General features: G+C 38.3%; 19 protein-coding genes. 2 read left to right on the plus strand and 17 right to left on the minus strand.

Going from position 1 to position 23405, the window contains the following annotated elements; all coding sequences use genetic code 11:
* Position 1: 1 nt before the first annotated feature.
* From HHT355_RS09680 to HHT355_RS09750, 15 genes are all read right to left on the minus strand, one after another.
* On the minus strand, positions 2–415 hold the full coding sequence (locus HHT355_RS09680) for an endosialidase (protein WP_103203247.1): 414 nt from the start codon (positions 413–415) through the stop codon (positions 2–4).
* 119 nt (positions 416–534) lie between these two features.
* Entirely contained in the window at positions 535–2976 is a 2442-nt protein-coding gene (locus tag HHT355_RS09685; protein WP_103203248.1) for an ATP-dependent Clp protease ATP-binding subunit, read from the minus strand.
* 43 nt (positions 2977–3019) lie between these two features.
* Positions 3020–4054: a protein arginine kinase gene (locus HHT355_RS09690; protein ID WP_103203249.1), complete on the minus strand. Its 1035-nt coding sequence runs from the start codon at positions 4052–4054 to the stop codon at positions 3020–3022.
* A complete protein-coding gene (locus tag HHT355_RS09695; RefSeq protein ID WP_103203250.1) occupies positions 4047–4592 on the minus strand; it encodes a UvrB/UvrC motif-containing protein in 546 nt (181 codons plus the stop codon). Before HHT355_RS09695 ends, HHT355_RS09690 begins: the two co-directional genes overlap by 8 nt.
* A 5-nt stretch (positions 4593–4597) precedes the next feature.
* Positions 4598–4972: a GntR family transcriptional regulator gene (locus tag HHT355_RS09700; protein WP_103203251.1), complete on the minus strand. Its 375-nt coding sequence runs from the start codon at positions 4970–4972 to the stop codon at positions 4598–4600.
* A gap of 111 nt (positions 4973–5083) precedes the next feature.
* A complete protein-coding gene (locus HHT355_RS09705; RefSeq protein ID WP_158245951.1) occupies positions 5084–6316 on the minus strand; it encodes a cadherin-like beta sandwich domain-containing protein in 1233 nt (410 codons plus the stop codon).
* Between the two features lie 238 nt (positions 6317–6554).
* Entirely contained in the window at positions 6555–9302 is a 2748-nt protein-coding gene (locus tag HHT355_RS09710) for an SH3 domain-containing protein (protein ID WP_103203253.1), read from the minus strand.
* A 472-nt stretch (positions 9303–9774) separates the two neighbouring features.
* On the minus strand, positions 9775–11046 hold the full coding sequence (gene purD / locus HHT355_RS09715) for a phosphoribosylamine--glycine ligase (RefSeq protein ID WP_103203254.1): 1272 nt from the start codon (positions 11044–11046) through the stop codon (positions 9775–9777).
* 67 nt (positions 11047–11113) lie between these two features.
* A complete protein-coding gene (purN, locus tag HHT355_RS09720; protein WP_103203255.1) occupies positions 11114–11749 on the minus strand; it encodes a phosphoribosylglycinamide formyltransferase in 636 nt (211 codons plus the stop codon).
* The gene (gene purM / locus HHT355_RS09725) at positions 11743–12768 is read right to left on the minus strand and encodes a phosphoribosylformylglycinamidine cyclo-ligase (protein ID WP_103203370.1); all 1026 of its coding nucleotides are present in this window, start codon (positions 12766–12768) and stop codon (positions 11743–11745) included. Before purM ends, purN begins: the two co-directional genes overlap by 7 nt.
* A gap of 135 nt (positions 12769–12903) precedes the next feature.
* Positions 12904–14472 (minus strand): ABC transporter permease, encoded by a 1569-nt coding sequence (locus tag HHT355_RS09730; RefSeq protein ID WP_103203256.1) that lies wholly within the window; start codon positions 14470–14472, stop codon positions 12904–12906.
* Positions 14473–14490: 18 nt separating this feature from the next.
* Positions 14491–15210 (minus strand): ABC transporter ATP-binding protein, encoded by a 720-nt coding sequence (locus HHT355_RS09735; RefSeq protein ID WP_103203257.1) that lies wholly within the window; start codon positions 15208–15210, stop codon positions 14491–14493.
* 39 nt (positions 15211–15249) lie between these two features.
* Positions 15250–17325 carry an aminopeptidase gene (locus HHT355_RS09740; RefSeq protein WP_242967653.1) on the minus strand — a complete coding sequence of 692 codons (2076 nt, stop codon included), beginning with the start codon at positions 17323–17325 and terminating at the stop codon, positions 15250–15252.
* 28 nt (positions 17326–17353) lie between these two features.
* Positions 17354–17728, minus strand: coding sequence for a DUF6142 family protein (locus HHT355_RS09745; protein WP_146039189.1), 375 nt, complete (start codon positions 17726–17728; stop codon positions 17354–17356).
* Between the two features lie 138 nt (positions 17729–17866).
* Positions 17867–18334, minus strand: coding sequence for a VanZ family protein (locus HHT355_RS09750; protein WP_242967654.1), 468 nt, complete (start codon positions 18332–18334; stop codon positions 17867–17869).
* 186 nt (positions 18335–18520) lie between these two features.
* Between HHT355_RS09750 and HHT355_RS09755 the strand changes: the two genes are divergently transcribed.
* Positions 18521–19780, plus strand: a complete 1260-nt coding sequence (locus HHT355_RS09755) for a [Fe-Fe] hydrogenase large subunit C-terminal domain-containing protein (protein ID WP_103203259.1) — start codon at positions 18521–18523, stop codon at positions 19778–19780.
* A gap of 96 nt (positions 19781–19876) precedes the next feature.
* Here HHT355_RS09755 and HHT355_RS09760 read toward each other — a convergent pair whose 3' ends face one another.
* Together HHT355_RS09760 and HHT355_RS09765 are read right to left on the minus strand one after the other, a co-directional pair.
* The gene (locus HHT355_RS09760) at positions 19877–22438 is read right to left on the minus strand and encodes an Ig-like domain-containing protein (protein ID WP_103203260.1); all 2562 of its coding nucleotides are present in this window, start codon (positions 22436–22438) and stop codon (positions 19877–19879) included.
* A 107-nt stretch (positions 22439–22545) separates the two neighbouring features.
* Positions 22546–22899: a DUF1622 domain-containing protein gene (locus tag HHT355_RS09765; protein WP_103203261.1), complete on the minus strand. Its 354-nt coding sequence runs from the start codon at positions 22897–22899 to the stop codon at positions 22546–22548.
* A gap of 233 nt (positions 22900–23132) precedes the next feature.
* On the opposite strand from HHT355_RS09765, the gene HHT355_RS09770 reads away from it, so the two are divergent.
* Entirely contained in the window at positions 23133–23405 is a 273-nt protein-coding gene (locus HHT355_RS09770; protein WP_103203262.1) for a hypothetical protein, read from the plus strand.

Raw genomic sequence — 23405 nt, forward strand, 5'->3', positions numbered from 1 at the left:
TTTAAAGTTTAACCACCTTTATTAAATCACATTTGTCTTCGCTTAATTCCACGCTGAATATCAGTTTCCCGCCCAAATTGGTTTTCATCTTGCCTAAAAGTTCATCATTTTTATAAATCTCATATTCTTTTTCGGCTTCCAGTTCCAATGTAATCTGAGCTGTTTCTTCTCCGGTTACCTGAAAACAAAGTTCATTCTCCTTATGCTCCAGATGAAATACCGCCGTTCCGGGTACGGATTCGTAGAGGAAACTGCCGTTTCTCTCCAATTTTGTTATTTTATTATAAGTCTTAACCTTATATAAGTCGCCGTTGTGTTCAAAGTCAGCCATTTTTGACTTTTGACTTAATTTATAGTTGCCGAAACTGAGGGTCCCATCATTTTCACTGCGTATTAATTCTTGAACAACAGCCATTATATGACCTCCTAAATTATTAATAAGGAACTTTCCGACTATATTATAATTATAAAGTAAATGGAGTTCGATTTCTACAGTGTCTTGGTCCCGATGCATCCCGGTATCTCAGGATTTGCTTATATTGCCCTTAATACCACTTCATTATCGATTAATTCAATTTTAACCGTATCCCCTTCTTTGATTGTGCCTGCCAGTACGGCTTCAGCCAGTTTGTCTTCTACATTTGTCTGTATAGCCCTGCGCAAAGGTCTTGCACCGTATTTTTCGTCATAGCCCTTTTCTGCCAAATACTCCAAAGCCTCCGGAGTAGCTTCCAGTGTTATATTCATCTGGGCTTTGCTTCTTTTTGCAATGTTTTTAACCATTATGCCGACAATTTCCTTTATATTGTCTTTGGTCAGGGAATGGAATACGATAATTTCATCGATACGGTTAATGAACTCCGGTCTGAAAATTCTCTTTACCTCATCCATTACGGCTTCCTTCATCTTCTTATAGTCTTCTTCTTCATCCACTTTGGAAGTAAAGCCTAACCTCTTGGGTGAGATAATATTTTGCGCTCCCGCATTGGAGGTCATTATGATAATGGTATTTTTGAAACTTACTCTTCTTCCCTGGGCATCGGTTATATGGCCGTCATCCAATACCTGCAGCAGTATGTTAAACACGTCGGGATGGGCCTTTTCAACCTCATCGAAAAGAATAACAGAATAAGGATTTTGTCTTACTTTTTCGCTAAGTTGTCCTCCTTCGTCATATCCCACATATCCCGGAGGGGAACCGATAAGTTTGCTGACACTGTGTTTCTCCATATATTCGGACATATCTACCCGAATAATTGCATTTTCTGTACCGAACATTGCCTCTGCCAAAGCTTTTGACAATTCGGTTTTTCCGACACCGGTCGGACCCAAGAAGAGGAATGAACCGATAGGCCTGTTGGGGTCTTTTAAGCCGACCCTGCCTCTTCTGATTGCTCTTGCCACGGCTGTGACCGCTTCATTCTGGCCGATTACCCTTTCATGCAGTATTTTTTCCAGATTCTGCAGTCTCTGAGCTTCTTCTTCAGCCAGTTTGGATACGGGAATCTTTGTCCAACTGGATACTATATCGGCAATTTCGGCTTCACTTACAACCAGTTGAGCTTCCGTCCTCTTCTTTTCTTCAATAAGCCTTTGCTTTTCCAACTGCTCCTGAAGAGCTTCCTGCTGCTTCTTGATTTCGCCGGCTCTTTCATAAGCCTCCTCTTTAATGGCCTTCTCTTTCTCCTGTTCAAGTCTTGCTATTTCTTTTTCCATGTTCTTTATTTCAGGAGACGAAGTATAGCAGCTTAATCTCACTTTAGATGCCGCTTCGTCCATTAAATCGATGGCTTTGTCGGGAAGATAACGGTCATTGATATAACGGGCTGACAGCTTTACAGCCGCAACAATAGCCGAATCCGTTATCCTTACTTTATGATGGGCCTCATATTTGTCCCTGAGTCCAAACAAAATCTGTATGGCCTCTTCTTCTGAAGGTTCTTCTACAACCACAGGCTGGAATCTTCTTTCCAAAGCAGCATCTTTTTCGATATATTTACGATACTCTTCACGGGTTGTAGCACCAATGATTTGAAGTTCTCCTCTTGCAAGCGACGGCTTTAATATATTAGAAGCATCGATTGCCCCTTCGGCTCCGCCGGCACCTATTATCGTATGAAGCTCATCTATAAACAGAAGTACATTTCCGTCATTGATTACTTCACTGACAACCTTTTTGATTCTTTCTTCAAATTCTCCGCGATATTTTGAGCCTGCCACCAAACCGGACAAATCCAGAGTAACTACTCTCTTATCTTTAATTGTGTCAGGCACATTTCCTTCTATTATCTTTAGGGCGAGTCCTTCCGCAATAGCGGTTTTTCCGACTCCGGGCTCACCTACCAGACACGGATTATTCTTGGTTCTTCTACTTAGTATCTGTATAACTCTTTGGATTTCGGTTTCTCTTCCGATGACGGGATCAAGTTTGCCTTCCAGCGCATACTGGGTAAGGTCCCTGCTGTATTGATCCAGAGTAGGTGTAGATGACTTGCCCTTTTTATTTTTTCCGGGTGCAAAATCATTCTTTACGGAGCTTACATCTGCTCCCGCAGCTGCAAGCAAGTCTATATAAACCTTTTGTATATTAACTCCGAGAGTATTTAACAGGCGTACTGCGATACAATCCGTTTCTTTCATTAATGCAATCAATATATGCTCGGTTCCGGCCTGCGCCGCTTTTAATCTGGCAGCTTCGATTTGGCTTTGATCCAAAATTCTCTTAGCCCTTGGGGTAAAACTGCCGCCTTCCATGGTGTCGACGCTGCTGCCGGGTGCTATAAGCTGATTTACCAATTCCATAACTTTGTCAACAGTTACGCCGTTTTCTCTAAGTACTCTGGAGGCAACTCCGTCTACCTGCATCAGACCCATCAGGAGATGTTCCGTACCGATATAATTATGGTTAAGACGGAAAGCAATTTCTCTTGCAAAGTTTATTGCTTGGATTGCATTGTCTGTAAATCTGTTGTTCATCTTTCTGTCCTCCATTCTTTTTACGAGTACCGGATTTTACTCTTTATATTAAATCGGGTAACTCCTTGCTGATATATTCAGCTCTGGCTTTATCCCTTATGGCACTTCCTACACTTTTGCCCAAAGTCCACTGAAGACTTCCGGGTTGAACACCCATCATCATCTTATGGATATTAAATTCCCTGTTAAATTTTATTAAGCCGCAATCAGCTCCAAACTTCAGTTGTGACAAATACATCATGGCATCTTCGGAAGTAATTTGTTTTGCATATTTTAAAATACCGTAAGCACGGTAAACCTGGTCTTCTATTTCATCGGAATTTAATGACAGCATATATTCTCGTCTTTTTCTTTCCTGCTGCATAACCTGATAAACTATACGCTTCAGATTCTCTATTATTTCCTGTTCCGAATTGCCTAATGTTTTTTGGTTGGATATCTGATAAATATTCCCCAAACTTCTTGTTCCTTCACCGTATATCCCTCTGATTGTTACATCGTATCTGCCGACCTCTTCAAACAGCTTCTGAATCATTCTGGCAGCACTCAAAGCAGGAAGAAAAACCATACATGATGCTCTCATCCCCGTACCGGTATTGGTAGGACACGAAGTCATATAGCCGTATTTTTCATCGTAAGCAAATTTCAATTTTTCATATGCAATATCATCTATACGGTTTGCAATTTCATATGCCTTTTCAAGATTCATTCCGCCTACGATGGCCTGAATTCTGATATGGTCTTCTTCGTTGATCATTATGCTGACAGTTTCATCTTCAGATAATATTAAGCCTGTTGTCTGCTCTTTTTCCGCAAGCAAAGGGCTTAATATATGTCTTTCAACCATAGCCGTTTTATCAATATCACTAAGGGACTGTATATTGCAGGCATAGTATTTTCTGTTATCCTGCTCGGAAAGAATAGGTGTGATGCTTTTTACTTCCTCGACCAGTTTTTTAGCATCCTGTTCTTCAAGCAAGGGGGAAAATTTATAATTTTCCAAATTTCTTGCCAGCCTTACCCGGCTGGATATAACCACATCGCCGTCCGGTACGGTTTCTTCATACCATTTAAGCATTATTGGCTTCCTCCCTTTTTAACTGCCTGATTAAATCCCTGAGTCTTGCCGCTTCTTCAAATTCTTCCTTTTCTATAGCTTCCTGAAGTTCCAAAGCAAGTCTTTCGGCTTCCGATAATCCCTGCACCATCCTGTCTGTAGAGGTTAAAAATCCCTTAGGCCGTTTTCCGGTGTGGACTTCCGCTCCCTGTATGCCTCTTAAGGTTTTACCAAGTTCCTTATGGAAGCTTCGGTAACATTCCGCACATCCGAATCGTCCTCTTTGCAGAAACTCCTCATAAGTAGTATGACAATTACTGCATACAATATCCTGTCTTCCTTCACCGGATTTCTTGGTGGTATTGGGAGTATATGCTCCAAGCAAGGTCGACAGCAGGTTGTTTAGTGTAATATCGGTATTAAAAAAAGGTTTATCCATTTGAAAGGATGTATAGTCTGCAGCACATTCCTCACATAAATGCTGTTCATTTTTTATGCCGTTTATTATTTCCGTATACAGAACTTTTGCGGTCCTTTTATGACACCTGTCACACAACATAGGAGTTACCTCCTTTCAAATTCTTTAAAAATTTCATCGACTACTTCATATACTTCCTGACAGCTTAAATTTTTGCATATGGCTTTGGCAATACTTACTCTAAGTTCCTCTTTCAGGTTTTCTCTTGCTTTCATCTTGTTGATATCAATAGCAATTACCGCCCCTTTTCTACGATCAAGCTTTATATATCCCTCTTGCCTAAGTATAGAGTATGCTTTATTGACCGTATGCATATTAATTCCTATATACTCAGCCAGTTCTCTGACTGAAGGAAGATTATCTCCTTCCTGGAATTGAGAGGTTGCAATGCCATATATGATCTGATTTATTAACTGAATATAAAGAGCTTCATCACTATTGAAATCAATCTTCATGTGCATTGTATACACCTCTTATATAAATATTTTATGTAGTTACGTTTCCAAGAAACACAATCATTATAGTTATATCTGTTATATATATAATATAACAGATTGCTTGTTTTGTCAACATTATTTCCGTTTTTTATCTTTTGACCTTCTAGCTTTTGTGTACAGGCGAACAGACAAAATCATAAGCAGCACGCAAAGTGTACTAAGAATAGCTATAATTATAGCAGCTTTATTCAAATTGGAACGATATTTTTCTAAAGTTGAGTTATCCTCAACAAAATCATTTTCAGGCATTTGAACTGTTACCTGTTCGTCCACATAGCGCTGTAATGTCCTTTCCACTTTATCATAGCGGTAAAACTTCGCTTCACCCAGTTCATTTTCCGCGTAAATTAATAGAAAATCACTGTCTAGCTGTTTCGGTGCATACACTTCTATGGAAATACCGGATATGATAGTCCTGGTCTTTGTATATCCTTCCGGTATCTTGACATTTTCACCGGGCTCTACCAGTTTATATTTTCCCCCATATACGGCAAAAATCTCGTTGTCTATACGGACCAGCTCAAATTTTCCGTGTTTTTCATCAGGTGTAATCGGCTCTATATTGATTTCGTCTTCCGGAGCGCTCTCTTTGGTGACTTGTATTTCATATTCTTTTTTATTTCCGGCTTCGGCTGTAACGGTAACGGTAACTTTATTATCTCCTTCGTTTAAGGATTCATTACCGGATATACGGATTGTGGCATTTTCATCTTCCGGAAGTGCCGATACAATCAGTTTATTTGTATCATGTCCTACATTGGTACTATACTTGTATATATTTTTATCAAAAGGCGGATTCAGTTCACCCGGACTTATTTTTATTGAAGCCAGGTATGCATTATCCGAAGCGGTTTGTGCCGGTTTAACTTCAAGCTCGTATGAATTGCTCGATATGGACATGGGCATGCCGGATTCAAATTCATATACCATAACCGAACCGGTAAAATCTATTTCACATCTGCCCACTTTAAGGGCCTTAAATTCAAGGACATACTTCCTGTTATCGTCTTCTTCAGAAATATTAATATCCGATATCCTTAAGAATCCGCTGCCCCCGGTTATAAATGAAACACCGCTTTTATATTCCAGTATATCTGCATCATAAATTAAATATGCTTCAACATCACCAAACATGGTGTCGGAACTGATATTTATATACACATATACGGTATCACCGACCGTTACAGGGTTTTTGTCGGCAGATATCTCTATATTGGCACTGGCTGCTTTTGCCGTATTCATATTTAAAAAACCGGCAAATATAAAAAGCAGACAGAAAATTATTACTTTTAATTTTACTCTATTCATTACTTTTCCCCCTTTTAGATAATAATAACACATCGAATGCAAGAAGCAATAATTTTATTATTTTTTTAATCTATCCTTAATATTTAAAATAGCCAAACTCCGGCCGGAAAGCTTTCCTTCCCGACCGGAGTTTACAAGACATCTTTATTCTGTCATTAGAATGAAGAGGCTAAGATTATCTCAGATTATTGCGGTTAATGCCTCCGGCAAGAAATCTTCTAGCTTTTTGAGGCTCATATTATTCTCTTATAACATATACGATATAGTTGGCTATATCACCGTTTTCAGCAATAACCTGTATTGTAATCTCATTGTCTCCGACATTGAGATTATAATATCCGGTTCCGAATACTTTAGCCTTATTGCTTACCGTTGTTGCTTTAATCTCTACCGCTTCAACCTCATTTCCTACCACCAGATAATAATTGTATACGGTCTGTTCAAATGTAGGTGTAATCGCAAGCTCTTTGCCGTTAATATCAAGAACTTTCAGGCTCTTTAATCTGTTATTCGGATTAAATTTGGTAGTAGGTTTCGGACAAGGATTTTCTGGCATATTTAAATAAACCGGTATCGAAAAGACAATGGGTGTATCCAGTAGATTTTTATATGCAGTCGCCATTTTTTTAGATTCTGCAAAGGGAGCTTCGACATTGGTCATATACTGATGCGAATATGTCGAAACCGGCGTTACATTGAACTTTTGAAGATATATAGTATCCTGTCCCCTGTTGATATATGTACTTCCGATGTAATATGCCCCTCCTACTATGGATCTGTAAGGGCTTGTCCATGGAATTAGATATTTTTCATTATTAGCCTGGCTTTTAGTTCCGTTTTTGGCAAAATTAAGTCCGTTGGCAATTGCCCCGCCTCCGGGACTGTCATTTGCACCGATATTATAAAAGTTATAATATCCCTCATAGCCTTTATAGTTACCTGTAACACTGCCGCTTAAGGTTGTAGGTCCTGTAACAACCTCCTGCTTGACCCTTGAAGCCAAATGATACGGACTTACACCAGAGTATTCGGCAGCTTTTATAAATGTTTCCGCATAAGTTATTTTTTTTGTTTTACCGTTGTCGTCTACATACTCATAGGATTTCTTATATAATGCGGTTCCGGCAAGGATATTTTCTACTCCTTGCGCATTTTGATATTTACTCTGATAAGTTAACAATTCAAACTGGAAGATCCCCTCTTCCGTAAGGAAATTCCTGGGGTCCATATAATATTCAATTGCTTCTTGGGAAGCCGTTACCCAGTACGTACCGTCATATACTATAAATTTGTCAGTCTTCCAGTCATAGGCACCATTTGCAAAAGACAGCCATTCCACGCTTTTTGTATTTGGTATGGTATTTTTTCCAGGAATACTTTCATTGGCAATAACCGTATTCCAATCAAGACCTGTATGATAAGCCTTAAATATCCAATTAGGGTGAAGGGCATGAAGCTGTCTTAAACCGTTTTTGTAACTTTCAGGAAAGCCTTCTGCAATAAGCATTTCCTCAAAAGTCATATTATCATATACATCGGACGGAGGAATAGGAGTCGGAATAGGTGTCGGGCTAGGCTTTGTCCCGGTTTCTTCAGGCGGGGTAGCCGGAGTGTCTGTAAGTTTCCAACTGGCATCCAGCGGAAGCTGTGACCCTACATATATGTACTCTGCTTTTACATGCCCGCTAATAATTCCGTTATATGTGATATGGTACCATACTTCTCCGTTTACACTTACCGCATTGTTTATCGTAACTTTGTCCCCGCTTACCAGTAAAACAGGTTTACCGTTTTTGTCATACAGGAAATTATCATATGCCAGCTTGTTTTCATATACGTTTAAATATATTGTATTGCAGACATAGCCGTCATTCGGCCCCGTTAAATACGAATATACCGTATTATTCCTGATTTCTAGTATCTTTTGCGGTTGAGGAGTCGGTGTCGGGGTAGCACTCGGAACAGGTGTAGGACTCGGAGTCGGTTTTGGTGTGACAGTAGGAGTCGGAGCAGGCGTAGTACTTGGTGCCGGTTTCGGAGTTGGAGTAGGTTTGGGTGTAGGAGTAGGTGTAGGTGTAGGTGTTGCTTGAGCAGACTCTACTCTGAAACCGATTTGGTTAGCCGGTGCATATCCTTCGTATTTTACGTCGCTTACCGTAAATGATATCTTATACCATTTTGCTCCCGAAACAACTGCCTGATCTATAATGCTTACTTTCTTATCTTTCTTTATGGATACAATATTTCCTTTTTTATCTTTAACATAAGCAGATTTATCACTGGCTGTTTGCCGAACATTAATTTTTGATGCCGTTACGATAGCTTTTATACTTTTATTAATTTTTAAATTTATATACTGGCTTGATACGTAACCTAATTTTGCAGAAAAGTTATCAGGCAGCTCTATTATATACCATTTTGTAGTCGTACTGTCTTCCAAAGCCTCACCGACAATAGAAACAGTACTGTTCTTGCCTAAAGCCCCTAAGGCAGTAAATTTGGTTCCCGGCCCGCTTCTTATATTAAGCGAACTTGCGGTTACAGCTCCTTCATACTTATATCCGCCAAGTGAAACTTTATCGTTTCCTGATACCGGAGCCGGAGTCGGAGTCGGCTTGGGAGTGGGAGTAGGTGTCGGAGTCGGGCTTGGTGTCGGTGTAGGTGTCGTACTGTTTTTTACCTTAACATAATCGCTATGTACGTATCCTTCAACGGTTTTACCGTTAAATTTAAGGGATACATAGTACCATTCCCCTTCTTCCTTAAGAATTGATACGGTTTCATCTTTGCGCAAATAAACATATGTACCGTCTGACAACTGTACCTTTGAAGCCGTTAAGGAAGGTTGACTTCTGACATTCAAAGTACTTGCCGTAACCGTACCTTCTTTTGCCGCCGCGGCTGTCAGACCGGTTAAAGTGCTTGGTATCAATACAGCAAGACAAAGTACAAAAACTATCAATTTATGATAAAACTGCTTATTCATCGATTACTCCTTTCAAAAATCATGTCCGATAGTTCTGTCGATTTTACTGGTTTATAATAAAAAAGAGTTATGGCACTTATGTGGCATTTATTGAGATTCATGTAATTTACTGTAATATAAGGTATGTTTTATTATATATTACATATTATGTAAAGGTTATTAATGTCGAAATGTAAATATCGAGTGTCATAGGTAATAAAGAATATAAAATAAGAAATCTGCATAAGACGTATATAACAAATGCGCCTATAAATGCATTAGAGGCTCTTTATCATCTGATTATTGTGCAGGCTCATCGAACAGATTTGTCTGAGCAAAGCGAGTTATTTGTTCGATGAGCTGTTTTGCACAAAATAATCAGATTATTAGAGCCTCTTATGCATTGAAACCGAAGCATTCATTATACTGTCTTATGCAGATTTAATGGTGTTTGAATACGTCCTATGACACTCGATTTTTAGGTTACTCATTTTTATAAATTCTCTACAACTTTACCGATATCTCTTCTCATATATTTATTTTTGAAATATATCTTATCGGCGGCTTCATATGCTTTCTTTCTTGCTTCTTTTAAGTCTCTTCCTATGGCTGTAACACCTAAAACTCTGCCGCCATTTGTTAAAACTTTTCCGTTCTCAGATTTTGTGGCTGCATGAAATACTAAAAAATCACTTTCTCCCGCAAAATTCTTAAGCCCTTGGATTTCATATCCCTTCTCATATTTGTCCGGATACCCTTCCGAAGCCAATATAACGCATACGGCTGCATTATCTTCAAACGAAAGCTCTATCTCATCAAGCCGACCTTCAATGCAGGCTTCGCATACTTCCACCAGATCATTTTTTAGTCTCGGAAGAACCACCTGGGCTTCCGGGTCTCCGAAACGGGCATTAAATTCAAGGACCTTGGGACCGTCCTTAGTCAGCATAAGACCAACAAAAAGTATTCCAACAAAATCCCTGCCTTCTGCCTTCATGGCATCTATAACAGGCTGATAAATATGTTTTCTGCAATAATTATCTATTTCTTTCGTATAAAACGGACTGGGGGATAAGGTCCCCATGCCTCCTGTATTGGGCCCTTTGTCGTCATCGTATATCCTCTTATGATCCTGGGCACTGGTCATGGGCAAAATATGTGTTCCGTCGCAAAAAGCAAGGACAGAAACTTCCGGTCCGGTTATGTACTCTTCAATTACAATCCTGTTTCCTGCACTGCCGAACTTTTTGTCTTCCATAATTGTCTTTACGCCCTGAACTGCCTCATCATAATCATTGCAGATTAAAACTCCTTTACCTAAAGCAAGCCCGTCAGCCTTAAGAACTATCGGATAATTACATTTCTTTAAATATGCCACAGCCTCATCAGCCGAATCAAAGGTTTCAAAAGCTGCCGTGGGGATATTATATTTTTTCATCAACTTCTTTGCAAAAACCTTGGAACTTTCGATAATGGCTGCATTTTTTCTGGGGCCAAATATACGCAAGCCCTTATTTTCAAAAACATCTACCACTCCTTCAGCCAGGGGATCATCAGGTCCGACTATAGTCAAATCAATCCCGTTTTTTAAGGCAAAATCAGCCAGGGCTTCATGGGCGTTTACGGGAATATCAATACACTGTGCATATTCGCTTATACCAGCATTACCGGGAGCACAGTATATCTTATCTACTTTTGGGCTCTTTTTAACTTTCCATACTATGGCATGTTCTCTGCCGCCAGAGCCTACAACCAATACTTTCATTGCTATTTACCTCCGCCAGCTTATGTTTTCGGGTTTTATATGATTGTCCGATAGGTATTATGTAATCCTATTCTTCAGGACTTTCTATTATTACTTTATTACCTGCTACTTTCAGCCTGCCCTGTGAATATAACCTGACCGCTTCGGGAAGAATCTCCCATTCTGCTTGTTCCATAACTCTTTTTTGCAGAATTTCCGGTGTATCATTCTCATAAACCGGAACCGCCTTTTGAAGAATTATTGGCCCTGTGTCAGTCCCCTCGTCCACAAAATGGACAGTCGCCCCGGTAATCTTTACACCACGGGCCAAAGCCGCTTCATGAACCTTAAGCCCGTAAAAACCTTTTCCGCAAAAGGACGGGATTAAAGAAGGATGTACGTTAATGATCCTGTTTTGATAAGTTTTCACTATCTTCTCAGGCAGTATCAACAAAAAGCCGGCAAGCACTATAAGATCAACCTGATAGCTTGTAAGCAGATTATAAAAAGCATCCTCAAATTGCTGAGAATTTTCATAATCTTTTTTTTCAATCACAGCGCAAGGTATATTATGAGCAAGTGCTCTTTTTAAAGCATAGGCATTTCTGTTGCTGCTTATTACAACTTCTATCGATACATCCGGCAGCCTGCCCTTATTTATTTGGTCAATCAAAGCCTGCAGATTCGTTCCTCCGCCTGATACCAAAACGGCCAGTTTCAGCATATGCTTACACCTCTGTTTTCTTTGCGGATCTCTCCTATTATGTAGGCCTTTTCTCCGTTTTTATTAATTATGGAAATTGTCTTGTCGGCCTGATCGGGCTCCACGGCAATAACCATACCAATGCCCATATTGAAAGTATTATACATCACATCATCCGTAATATTGCCGTCTTTCTTTAACATATAAAAAATAGGAGGTATTTCATAACTGTTTTTAAAAATATAAGCCCGCATATTTTCGGGAAGCATTCTTGGTATATTTTCGTAAAAGCCGCCGCCTGTTATATGGCTGCAGGCCTTTACCCTTATACCTTCATTTTTTAAAGCCCTCAAAACGCCGACATATATTTTCGTTGGAGTAAGCAATGCTTCCCCTAGAGTCATGCCAATAGCCTCATAATATGTATCAAGAGTTTTCCTATTCATTTTAAATACCTTACGAACCAATGAATAACCGTTGCTGTGAATACCTGACGAAGCAATGCCGATAAGCACGTCTTTTTCTTTGACCTCTTGTCCTGTAATCATATCCTTTTGATCTACGATCCCTACCGCAAATCCTGCCAAATCATATTCATCTTCGGGATAAAATCCCGGCATTTCAGCCGTTTCTCCGCCTATCAATGCGGCATTTGCCTGTCTGCAGCCTTCCGCAACACCTTTAACTATACTGGCTATTTTGGCCGGCTCATTTTTTCCGCAGGCTATATAATCCAGGAAAAACAAAGGCTCCGCTCCACAGCAGGCTATATCATTGACACACATGGCAACACAATCTATACCTACGGTGTCATGCTTATCCATAATAAAAGCTAACTTTAACTTTGTTCCGACACCGTCGGTTCCGGAAACCAAAATCGGATGTTCCATAGTTATAAACGGTTTTAAGGAAAAAGCTCCCGAAAAGCCTCCTATATCGGTAAGGACTTCCCTTCGCAAGGTTTTATTTATATGCTCTTTCATTAATTCTACTGCTTTATAACCGGCTTCTATATCTACTCCTGCCTGTTTATAATCCATGATTGCCTCCCACATTTTTCTTCCTGCCAACATTCTAGCATACCTAAAATAATCTTTCAGCAGAATTATTCTTATGGTTTCTATAAGCGGCACTAATAAAACATCTTTATATATAAGTTTTTGTTATAATGGTATTCATAGTTTTATAAACTTATTTACACCCTTTTCGGTCAAAACTTTATAAATTATAATATTAAGAATCCATATAAGGCATATGAACAATAAAGCCCCTGTATAAAAATTATCCGTAAACTTAATCAGGCCATAAAAAACGGCAACAAGCCCTATGCAGGAAAATATCGAAATCACGGACGCCGTGCTTTGTTTTACGACAACCGTTTCGTTAGTCCATGTCAGATTGGGAAAGCTTAAATTTATTACCAAACCGAAAGCCGGAACAAACAAGGCAAAAGATACAACTAAGAGCAATACTAATAGCTCGTCAATAAAGGAAAACTTAAGGATTATTCCGATAATTACGGATGCTAAAACAGACGGAGAAAGTAGGGTTAAATTCACCAATATTTTCGAAGCAAAAATTGTTTTTGCAGATACCGGAATGCTTTTTAAAATCCATAAATTTTTTCCTTCCATGGATACTGATGCCATTGTAGTACAAGTAGTTGCCATGCAGAACAAAATAATTAAAGGGACAAATTCCTTCAATGATACGGCAAGCTGCACATCTCCCATTAAATCGCGCATATCTATAAAAGGTAAGCAAACGGTTAATATCAATAGTAAAGCCATCCCAAAGCCGGTGTTTAAAACGTAAACCGGAGATGCAAAATAACGTTTAAACTCCTTTTTATACAAAGCCATAAGTGGGGAGGAAATATTTAATTCACCCAATTTGTAAGCGGCTTTATAACTTCCTGTCATTACTTCGGTGTTTAATTTAACGAATATCTTTCCTATCCCCCAGGTAAAAAGCATAAATGCCAGTATGGATACAGCCGCAAAAATAATCATGGACATGATGTTACCTTGAGTTACTGCCTTGGAATAAAGTCCGGCCAGAGGATAAATTGTATTTATCCGATCTGCCATCGCCTTGCTGGCCTCGGCAAGAGCCTCATTGGTATCAATTGAAAACGGCAAAAACATCCAGACAAGAACAAGCAGAAATACCAGCACTATATATATTATATTGCTGTACTTTAAACGAATGGATATAAAGGACAGTATAGTTCCCAGTACCGACGCTATTATAATAGGTATCAGAGGCAATAAAAATACTGCAAGGAAATTAAATAAATAAAATATAAGCCCCGGCCTAGCCAGTATTCCATATACTACAGTCACCGCCCCCATTGTTATAAATACAAATACAAAATTTAATACATATAAAAGCATGATCCTGCTGGCAACTATTTTGCCGTTGCTTACAGGCATCGACATTAGCAAATCAAAGTCCTTAAACCCGAATAAAGTTCCTTTGACTTTATATAATGTGGTGAATAAAACCATTATACAGGCAAAAGCCATGAACAAAGAGGGTAAAACTTCAATACTGTTATATGCTTTAAGGATACTTCCTACAAAGTATGCGTAATAGCATAAAGTTCCCCCTAATACTACGGTAAAAAGCACTATACCCGCATAAATAACATTGACTTTTTTCTTTTTTAAATCTCCTACGGAAAGCATATTTGCCAGCATTGCCCATATCTGCACATTTACAAGTCTGATAACCTTCTTCATATCAATACCGCACCTTTCCTATGGCTGCTTTGTTTCTACAAGCTCCATAAATACATCTTCCAAACTAGAATCTCCTGTAACCTCCTGTGTAGGTCCGTAAGCAACAAGTTTACCGTTTTTTATAATGCCGATTCTATTACAAAGTTTTTCGGCCACTTCCAGGACATGTGTCGAGAAAAATATGGCACTGCCGTTTTTGCACATCTGCGCCATAATGCCTTTTAATGTATGGGCTGCCTTTGGATCAAGACCGACAAAAGGTTCATCAAGGACCAAAAGTTTGGGGCTGTGTATCAGGGCAGAAATGATTGCCAGCTTTTGCTTCATTCCGTGGGAATATGAAGATATGCTGTCTCCCAAATTTGAAGTAAGTTCAAATGCATCCGCATATTTCTCTATTAAATGTCTCCGATCAGATTTTTCAACTTCATAAATATCCCCGATAAAGTTCAGATATGCTATGCCGGAAAGATGCTCGTATAAATCAGGATTATCGGGAATATATGCGGTTACTTTTTTGCAATATACGGGGTCTCTTTTAATAGAAACTCCGTCTATCAGAATATCTCCTTCTTCAAAATTAAGAACTCCAGCAATAGCACGAATGGTTGTGGTTTTACCTGCACCGTTATGGCCTATAAAGCCGAAAATATCTCCGCTGTTTACCTCAAGACTTAGTCCGTCAACAGCCCTTTTTCCTCCCTTATATGTTTTTGAAAAGTTAACTATCTGTAACATGGCCCCTCCGTAATCTTATTAATAATGATTTTATATTCTCTAATTTGCATCAAATGCTTCATTTAAAATCTCAGTTCCATGAAGGACAAACCTGGAATCCTTGATTATGGGTATAACAGTACCGTCATTTAATACAGCAGATATTTCTGCAATTTCATCATAAGGCAGGGTTATATCGGTATGGCAATTAAAATATGCCTTGCTTATATCGGTTTTTCTAAGGAGCGATATTTCATTGTCTCTTGCTATAATTTCCTTGCCGTCCGGATTATAAACCTTCAGATCCTCTCTAAATGAGTAACATGTATCACCGACCGCAAAATGGGGTCCGGTTTTTTCCGCTATCAGAATTGGAAGCTTGGATGCTATGTCATATTTTCTTCCCATCATATAGGCCGTTGTATTAGTACCTATGGCAAATTCACCCAAAGGCAAAGTATCATGATTATATAACAGATTTTCTTTTACAAAACTTTTATTTTTTTCTTCATCTTCATAGTTTTTGCAGGAGTAGTCCACAATTTTGCCGTCTTCAAACTTCAGTTCCAGTTCGTGATAAGCCAGGTCGTTAAGGTATACCAAAGGAACATGTAAAATACCGTTGGTACCTTTAAGCATAGGCGATGTAAACACCTCACCAACCGGTATATTTACGTCAGCCACACAGTTTTCAAAATTTGTTTCTTTTTCCGGATCGTTAAGGGGATGAAGCTTCACTTTCATATCGGTTCGGTTTTTGCCTTTCCCCAGTATCCGAACATATTCTCCCTTATCAAGTACATCTATTATCCTCTGCTGAATTTTTAAATAAAGCTCATTGTCCAGAGTATTAACCTTTACTGTCTCGGCAAATATAGCATCAAAATCTTTTCCTATCTCAGGTATAGGATAAGCAATTATTGTAAATGAAGTTTCATCCAGCTTTAAATATTCTTTTAAAAGCAACCTTTCGTCATTATTATACTGAGTAAGTAACTTTTGCTGAACTTTACTAAGTTTAACCGCTTCCGCCTTGTCTTCCGGCGAAAACAACTCCTCACCAAATACTTCAATTACAGCAGGGCCGGCATAAAATTCCGCATAATCTTTGTGTTTCTCCAAAGCGTCTTTTTTTGCCTGAAGTTTTCTTTTATTAAAGGCTGCATTAAGGAAAATGCCTATATCAAAACGGTGGTCGTAATCATACTGTTTATTCGGAGATGTTGCATGATATCCGATTTTTAAATGCTGTTTTTTGTTTATTGCCAGGTAAGCGGCACGATAAATTACAGGTTCCAGCCCCATTTGCCTGAAATTATGTATTGCCTCACGCACCAAACGTTCAAATCCGATTTGATATCTGATATTTACATAGGATTTCTTAGAAAGATCCAGTCTGTTTACCTCAAACCCTCTTTTATAACCGGAAGTGTAAGTATCTGCCATAGCCTTAATCTGTTCATAAGGCAGGCTGTTTAAAAATTCCGCTGTTTTGATCTCATTTTCAGATATATAGTCCCCATATTTATATAAATACCTAAGATCATTTAAATCGGAATTTAATATTATGTCCTTGGCAAAAGAAAAATTAGGATTTACCGTTTCTGCTGTCTGGCGATAGACTAAAATATCGCAATAATCATACATAAATTCATAAATCGCCCGTTTTATATCCTTATGGGCAAAATCAGCTTCCCATCTTGACAAACCGTAGATCTGTATGAATAATTCCAAGTATATGGTATGTAAAAAAAGTTCCTTTTCAAAAGCAAAAACGATAGTTCCACGTAATTCTGTATAAAGGAAAGACAGCAGTTTACCGTATTTTTTGCCCAATTTTTTGCAGGCATATACGGGATTGGCATAGCTTAACAGATAATTATCTCCTCTAATGTCATCATAAAGGGAGCAATTTATTGATTTAAGCTCGTCCAAAGAACGTTTATCATATGATCCTTCCCTTATCATTTGGGCCACTTTATCTACCATAACCAAAAAAGCGGCTACCTTATGAAAATAATCTTTCAGGGCAGGATTTACCTCATCTTCCCTTTCTATCTGGCGGATACGTTCCATGGCCAAATCATATCTCTCTTTTATTTCATCAATTTCTATATCATCTAAAATCATTTTCATATACCGACTCTCCTTCTATTATAAATTTTTATCTTATAATGCCCAGTATGTATATTATCATATATACAATCAGCATAATACCGTTGGTTATCAATCCCGTCATAGGAAACCGATAAAAGATATCCCTTTGCTTAAAAGCTTTGTATGACATAATAAATCCAAACAAAGATATAACAAACAAAAAAAGTCCTATAATACCGAATATTTGGCCGCCCTCTCCTCCTTTTAAACCGGATGCTATACAGGCAGCTATAAATCCCAAAACTGTAATTATACCAAAAACTGCCGAAAGGATACCAAGTCCGGGATGTTTTCGACCTGAAAATTGTATCGCTTCCTTTTTTCTGAATAATTTAAATATACATATACCTCCTTTCACTTCGGTATGTATAAATATTTTCATAAAGTATACACGGCTTATTAGTAGTCTTTCTAAAGCAATAAAAGCCATTGTATCCGGTTAAATATAGCGGTAACTTCAAAATCTGCAATATTTGCGTTTCAATGATATTTAACTGATAACATACATTACTTAAAGATATCAGGCTTCTTTTTTTATATAAAACTTCAGGTATAGAGAGTGCAAAATCCTAAATGCCAAATATCCCAGTATTCCTCCGATTGAATTCATCAAAATGTCGTCAACGTCAAAAACACCTACTTTTAGTAACAGCTGAACCGTTTCTATAATTAAACTAAATAAAATGCTTAATACAGTAATTATATAAAATTTTCGGTATGATTTATTCAGCATGGGAAGGAAAAAACCAAAGGGTGAGAAAGCAAATATATTGCCAAAAATATTCACCAAAAAACCTTCCAGTCCGATATATTCTCTATATTTAATAAAACGCTTAATTTCCCTGAATAAATGTAGATTATATTCCTCTGTTACCAGGTCTCTTCCGTACCTTTCACTAAAAAATAAAAAATATGATAAAAGCAAAATGTATATATAAAACATAATCCAAGAAATTATGATTATTTTTCGTTTACTTTCTGTATTCAATTTTCTTCTCCATACATTTTTTTATTAGATTTTCCTGATTTTACTTTTATATTCATTAAATCAGTACTATAATTCATTTTAATCAATTATAAGCCAAATACATCTTCCAGTAAAGAACAGATCGGAATATTAAAGCAGCTTTTGCAAATAATACATCATACAATAAGCAACCAGAGGTGCATTTAAATGAAAAGGTTTGATGACCTGTATAAAGAATTGCTTATAGCAACCATCGAAAACCGCGACGAAGAATATTTAAAATCCCTTGACCCATTTGACGTTCATCAACTGGATTGTCTTCTTAATCCGAAAAAACATCCCGTCGTCTGGCATACGGACGAATGCGACTGTGATGATGATGAAAGACATTGCGTAAAAGTTTGTTCATTTCATGCCATACATCCGGACGAAGAAGGTAAATTGCAAATAGATGAAGAGGCCTGTTCAGGATGCTCTTATTGCATACAGGAATGCCGTTCCCATAAATTAACCTCAAGTAAGGATGTAATTGCGGTTTTGCGGGCTATACGTTCCCATAACGGGCTGGTATATGCCCTTATAGCTCCTGCATTTTTAGGGCAGTTTTCAAAAGAGGTTACACCAGGTAAGCTAAGAACTGCTTTTAAAAAAATAGGGTTTGACGGGATGCTGGAAGTGGCCTTATTTGCCGATATATTGACACTAAAAGAAGCCCTGGAATTTGATAAAAACATAAAAACTGAAAAAGATTTTCAACTTACAAGCTGCTGTTGTCCCGTCTGGATTTCTTTGATAAAAAACGTATACAGTGAACTGGTTCCCCATGTACCGCCTGCAGTTTCACCTATGATAGCAAGCGGCCGTACGGTAAAAGCCCTGCATCCCGATGCCCTTACAGTATTTATAGGGCCATGCCTTGCAAAAAAAGCAGAAGCCAGGGATAAGGACATTGCCGATGCCATTGATTATGTGCTTACATTCCAGGAAGTCCAGGATATTTTCAATATTATGAATATTGATCCGGCCCGGATGGAAGAAAGTGAAAAAGATCACTCTTCCAGAGCCGGCAGAATATATGCCCATACCGGCGGTGTCAGCGAAGCGGTAAAATTAACTTTGGAAAGAATTAACCCCAACCGGCATATCAAAATCCGGACTCTTAAAGCCGACGGAGTTAAAGCCTGCAGGGAATTAATCAATGATATACTTGCCGGAAATATAACCGCCAATTTTTATGAAGGAATGGGCTGTGAAGGAGGCTGTGTGGGAGGTCCCAGGGTACTGATCCCTCATGAAGAGGGAAGAAAAAACGTCGAGGAATACGGCAAACAAGCTACTTATCCTACTCCTATAGACAACCCCTATGTAATAGAGCTGCTAAAACGCCTTGGTTATGAAACCGTGGAAAGCCTGCTTGATGAAAGCGAAATATTTTCCCGAAATTTCACAAAGTCCGGTGACAACTAAAAAATATTCTATATTATATCTTAAAAGAAGGGTATACAGATATATTCATATATATCTGTATACCCTCTTTTTATAAATCAACTTTAACCGTTAATCTTAATATGATGCCACTACGTGGATCTGTGTATTCATCGGAGTTGTTTCATTACCGCTTGTATCTTTAATCTTGTTGTCAATTATGTCAATTCTTAACCGCGAATTATTTCCGGGTGTACTGAGCAATGTAATGATAACATCTGTTCCCGAAACGGTTACCGTATTACCGATCTCATAGCTGTAGCCACCCACCTGGTTGGTTACCTTAACAACCATACTTCCCGTAATTTCTTCACTGAATCTCAGCCTTACTTCATTCATCTTGTTCTTATCATAGATTGCAGTTACATAATACGGTTTCTTGTTGTCCTTTAAGTATACGGTTGCAGTGAAGTCTGATATCGGTGCGTATGTTCCGCTATAGCTCTTAACACCGCTAATCTTTATCGGTCTTTCAAGTGAAATCTCGATAGAACCGTCAGCAACCGTAAGCACTACGGTAGCACCGTCGTCTTTGGTGTTCTTCACCAACTTAGCATTCAGGATGGTTACACCAGGTATGCTGTAATTTGCCACATTCTGGGCTGATGCCACATCCAGCATATGAGCAAATTCAAGATAGATTTCACTTAAGTTGGTTGTGGACTGAGTTATTAAATACGGTCCGGGAAGCTCTATGTTAGCTCCTTCGGTGTTGCTTATGGTTATGGTTCTTTCCAGTCCGTAATTTCTGAAATTGTCCATAACAAAGAACTTATCCAAAGTAAATGTATAATTACCGTAGTAAGTCATATTGGTAAGCTGTAACTTAATTACCTTAGGATCGTCGCTTGATAATCTGGTGTAATTAATAATATTATTCGGTCTGATTTCATCATTTATGGTTACCAGTGTTGCATTGAATGCACCGGTGTTGGAGCTTAAGGTAACCTCTTTATTGTATGTAAGTGTCAAGATACCGGTTTGTGCGTCGAACTCTTCCTTAAGAAGTACAGGATTTGTTTTGTCTACATCAAAGTTGACGCTTCGTTTATGTTGCTGATAAGAAGTCGTATCATCAGGTTTTACATTGTATGCCTGCCAGCCGGTAACCATTACGGTCTGTACGCCTGTCCTTGCGGCATCAGCTTCGTTCATAGTGTAATGAACCTTCTTAGGATCTTTCTCATCTACAATACCATACATTACCGAACCGCCCTGGATTGTAGCATAACCACCGTAATTAATTGAACGGTCAAAGGTAGCCGTCAATGTATAGTAACCGGTTCTTATAATATTTATTAATTTTGCCTGAAGCTTCGGTGTATTATCGGTTCTCAAATAAGCTATCAGATATGAATTTGCGGGAGGATTACCTGCCATATCCTTAATACCCGAGATAGCTACCGTAAATATCTTATTAAAGTCCGTATAAGCTATATTCGACAGGTTGATGGTCAGTGACCTCTTGTCATCACTTACAATATAATTGTTCTTGTTTGTAATAATACTTGCCGTAATCGGATCTATTGTAGTGGATGTTGATTGTCCGGGCAGTACCGATAAATTGGATATTTTAAGTCCTGAAAAATCAATAGGCTCACTAAACTTAATAGTAACAATCATGCCCGTATCATCCATGACACTATCCGTAATTGTAGGAGGAACTGTGTCGGCATATTTCATCAGTTTATAATCTTCCGTAAGAGCAATACCTTCAGTCGTCTTAATATTGCTTGAAAAGTTTATGACATATTCGCCGTCAAAGCGGTTAGATGCAGTAATAATAAGAGTTTTCTTGTCATCAGAAAGCTGTGCTTTAAGTTTTCCCGGATCTGATGCCATGACACCTTTTATATTGCTTTTAAGCGTTATAGTTATAGTGTCAAGCAAAGAACCGTCCGTACCGATAACGGTACTTTCATCAATAGGGCTGTCAAACACAACTTTTATCTGTGCACTGTCTACGATCTCTGCCGAAGTAACCGATGCGGAGGGAGCTACAACTCTGATTATTATGGCATCGTCTACTATGCTTTTCATAGCATCTTCTTCGGTTGCGGTCCTGGCTGCCGTAGCCTTTAAAACAACATAGCCGGTCTTTATGGCCTGTACTTTACCTTTTGAACTGTCTAAAATTTTAAGGCATTCAGGGTCTCCGCCACCTATGGACCAATAGGTCTTATCGGAAGAATTGGAAGGCTCAATATCCCTGTTAAAATCATAGACTTCACCCAACCTAAGAACGTGGGCTCCGTTAACTTCATTGGCATTATTGATCCTGATTTTTGTTGCGGGAATAATAACTTTAACTTTACAAGTAAGAGTCTTTGTCTTATTATTTGAATACGTAACTACACATCTTATGGTAGCCGAACCTTTTCCTACAGAAGTTACAACCCCTTTGCTGGAAACTCTGGCAACCTTTGTATTGGAAGATGACCATTTATACTTACTGCCGTCCACTTTATTTACTATGTCCAGCTGATAAGTTTCTCCGACACCGATAATTTCAATGCTTTTTTCTTTAAAAGCCGGTGCCGCTGCCAATGCTTCGGATGTACTTTGAAGCCAAAATATAGGTGCGAGCAGTAATGCCAGCATCATAATCAGGGCTGCTTTCTTTCCTGGTTTTTTCTTCATACCCGATTCCTCCTATGTTATAAAACGCAGTTTATCTTATGCTTTATACTATATATGGTATCATAACAGTAACTTTTTGTCAAAATATAGCTGGTTTAAAACAGTGCTTATTCTCTTTCCGACTTACAATTCTTATCCAGAGCTTCACATTCTTTTTCCTCGGTTTTTATTTCCCAATGGATAAGAAATGCTAATGCTGCTCTCAAAAGAATTATTCCGGCAACCATACCTATTTCTGACACACGGGTAACGCCTACTGTTCTTAGAATTTCTCCGCCCATTTTAAATTCTAAGCCCAGAGCCATTCCCTTTGCCAATTCAAGTCTTGTATACGGGTTTCTTCTTATTTGGTTATAAACTCCTTTAATGCCTGATATAATAAGAATAAAAACTCCAATGTACTCAAACATAAGAATTGCGCTTTCGCATAAAATCTCCAGTCCTTCATGCAGTATTTCCATAAATATGTCTCCTTTTTCCTTAATTGCTTGTATTATTTGGGCGATTTTTGTTATGTTATATCCATATAATATGATATTTGAATGTAAAAGTAAAGGTACAAATAATGATAATATAGTTGCATTTTTTCAAAATTTTAATAAAAATATTTTTTACTTTCCTTTTTTTCATATCAGAATTATAATGATAGAATAGTATATAATTATAAAATATAATTGAAAGGATGAGTTGGCATATGAAAAAGGCAGGTAAGTTTATACTGGGAACGCTCTCTGCAGCTGCACTTGCAGCAGGTGCTTATTTTGCTTATAAGAATTTCTTTAAGATCGATACAGATGATTTTGATGAATTCGACGATGATTTCGACGATTTTGACGAAGCTGAAACAGAAGACAATACTTCCGGAAATAATGGCAGAGAGTATGTATCTATACAGATAGATTCTGAATCGGCAGGAGCTGATGCTGAAACTGAAACAGCCGATGAAAATACGAAAAAATCAGAATAA

Source organism: Herbinix hemicellulosilytica, assembly GCF_002904165.1.
GTDB lineage: Bacteria > Bacillota > Clostridia > Lachnospirales > Lachnospiraceae > Mobilitalea > Mobilitalea hemicellulosilytica.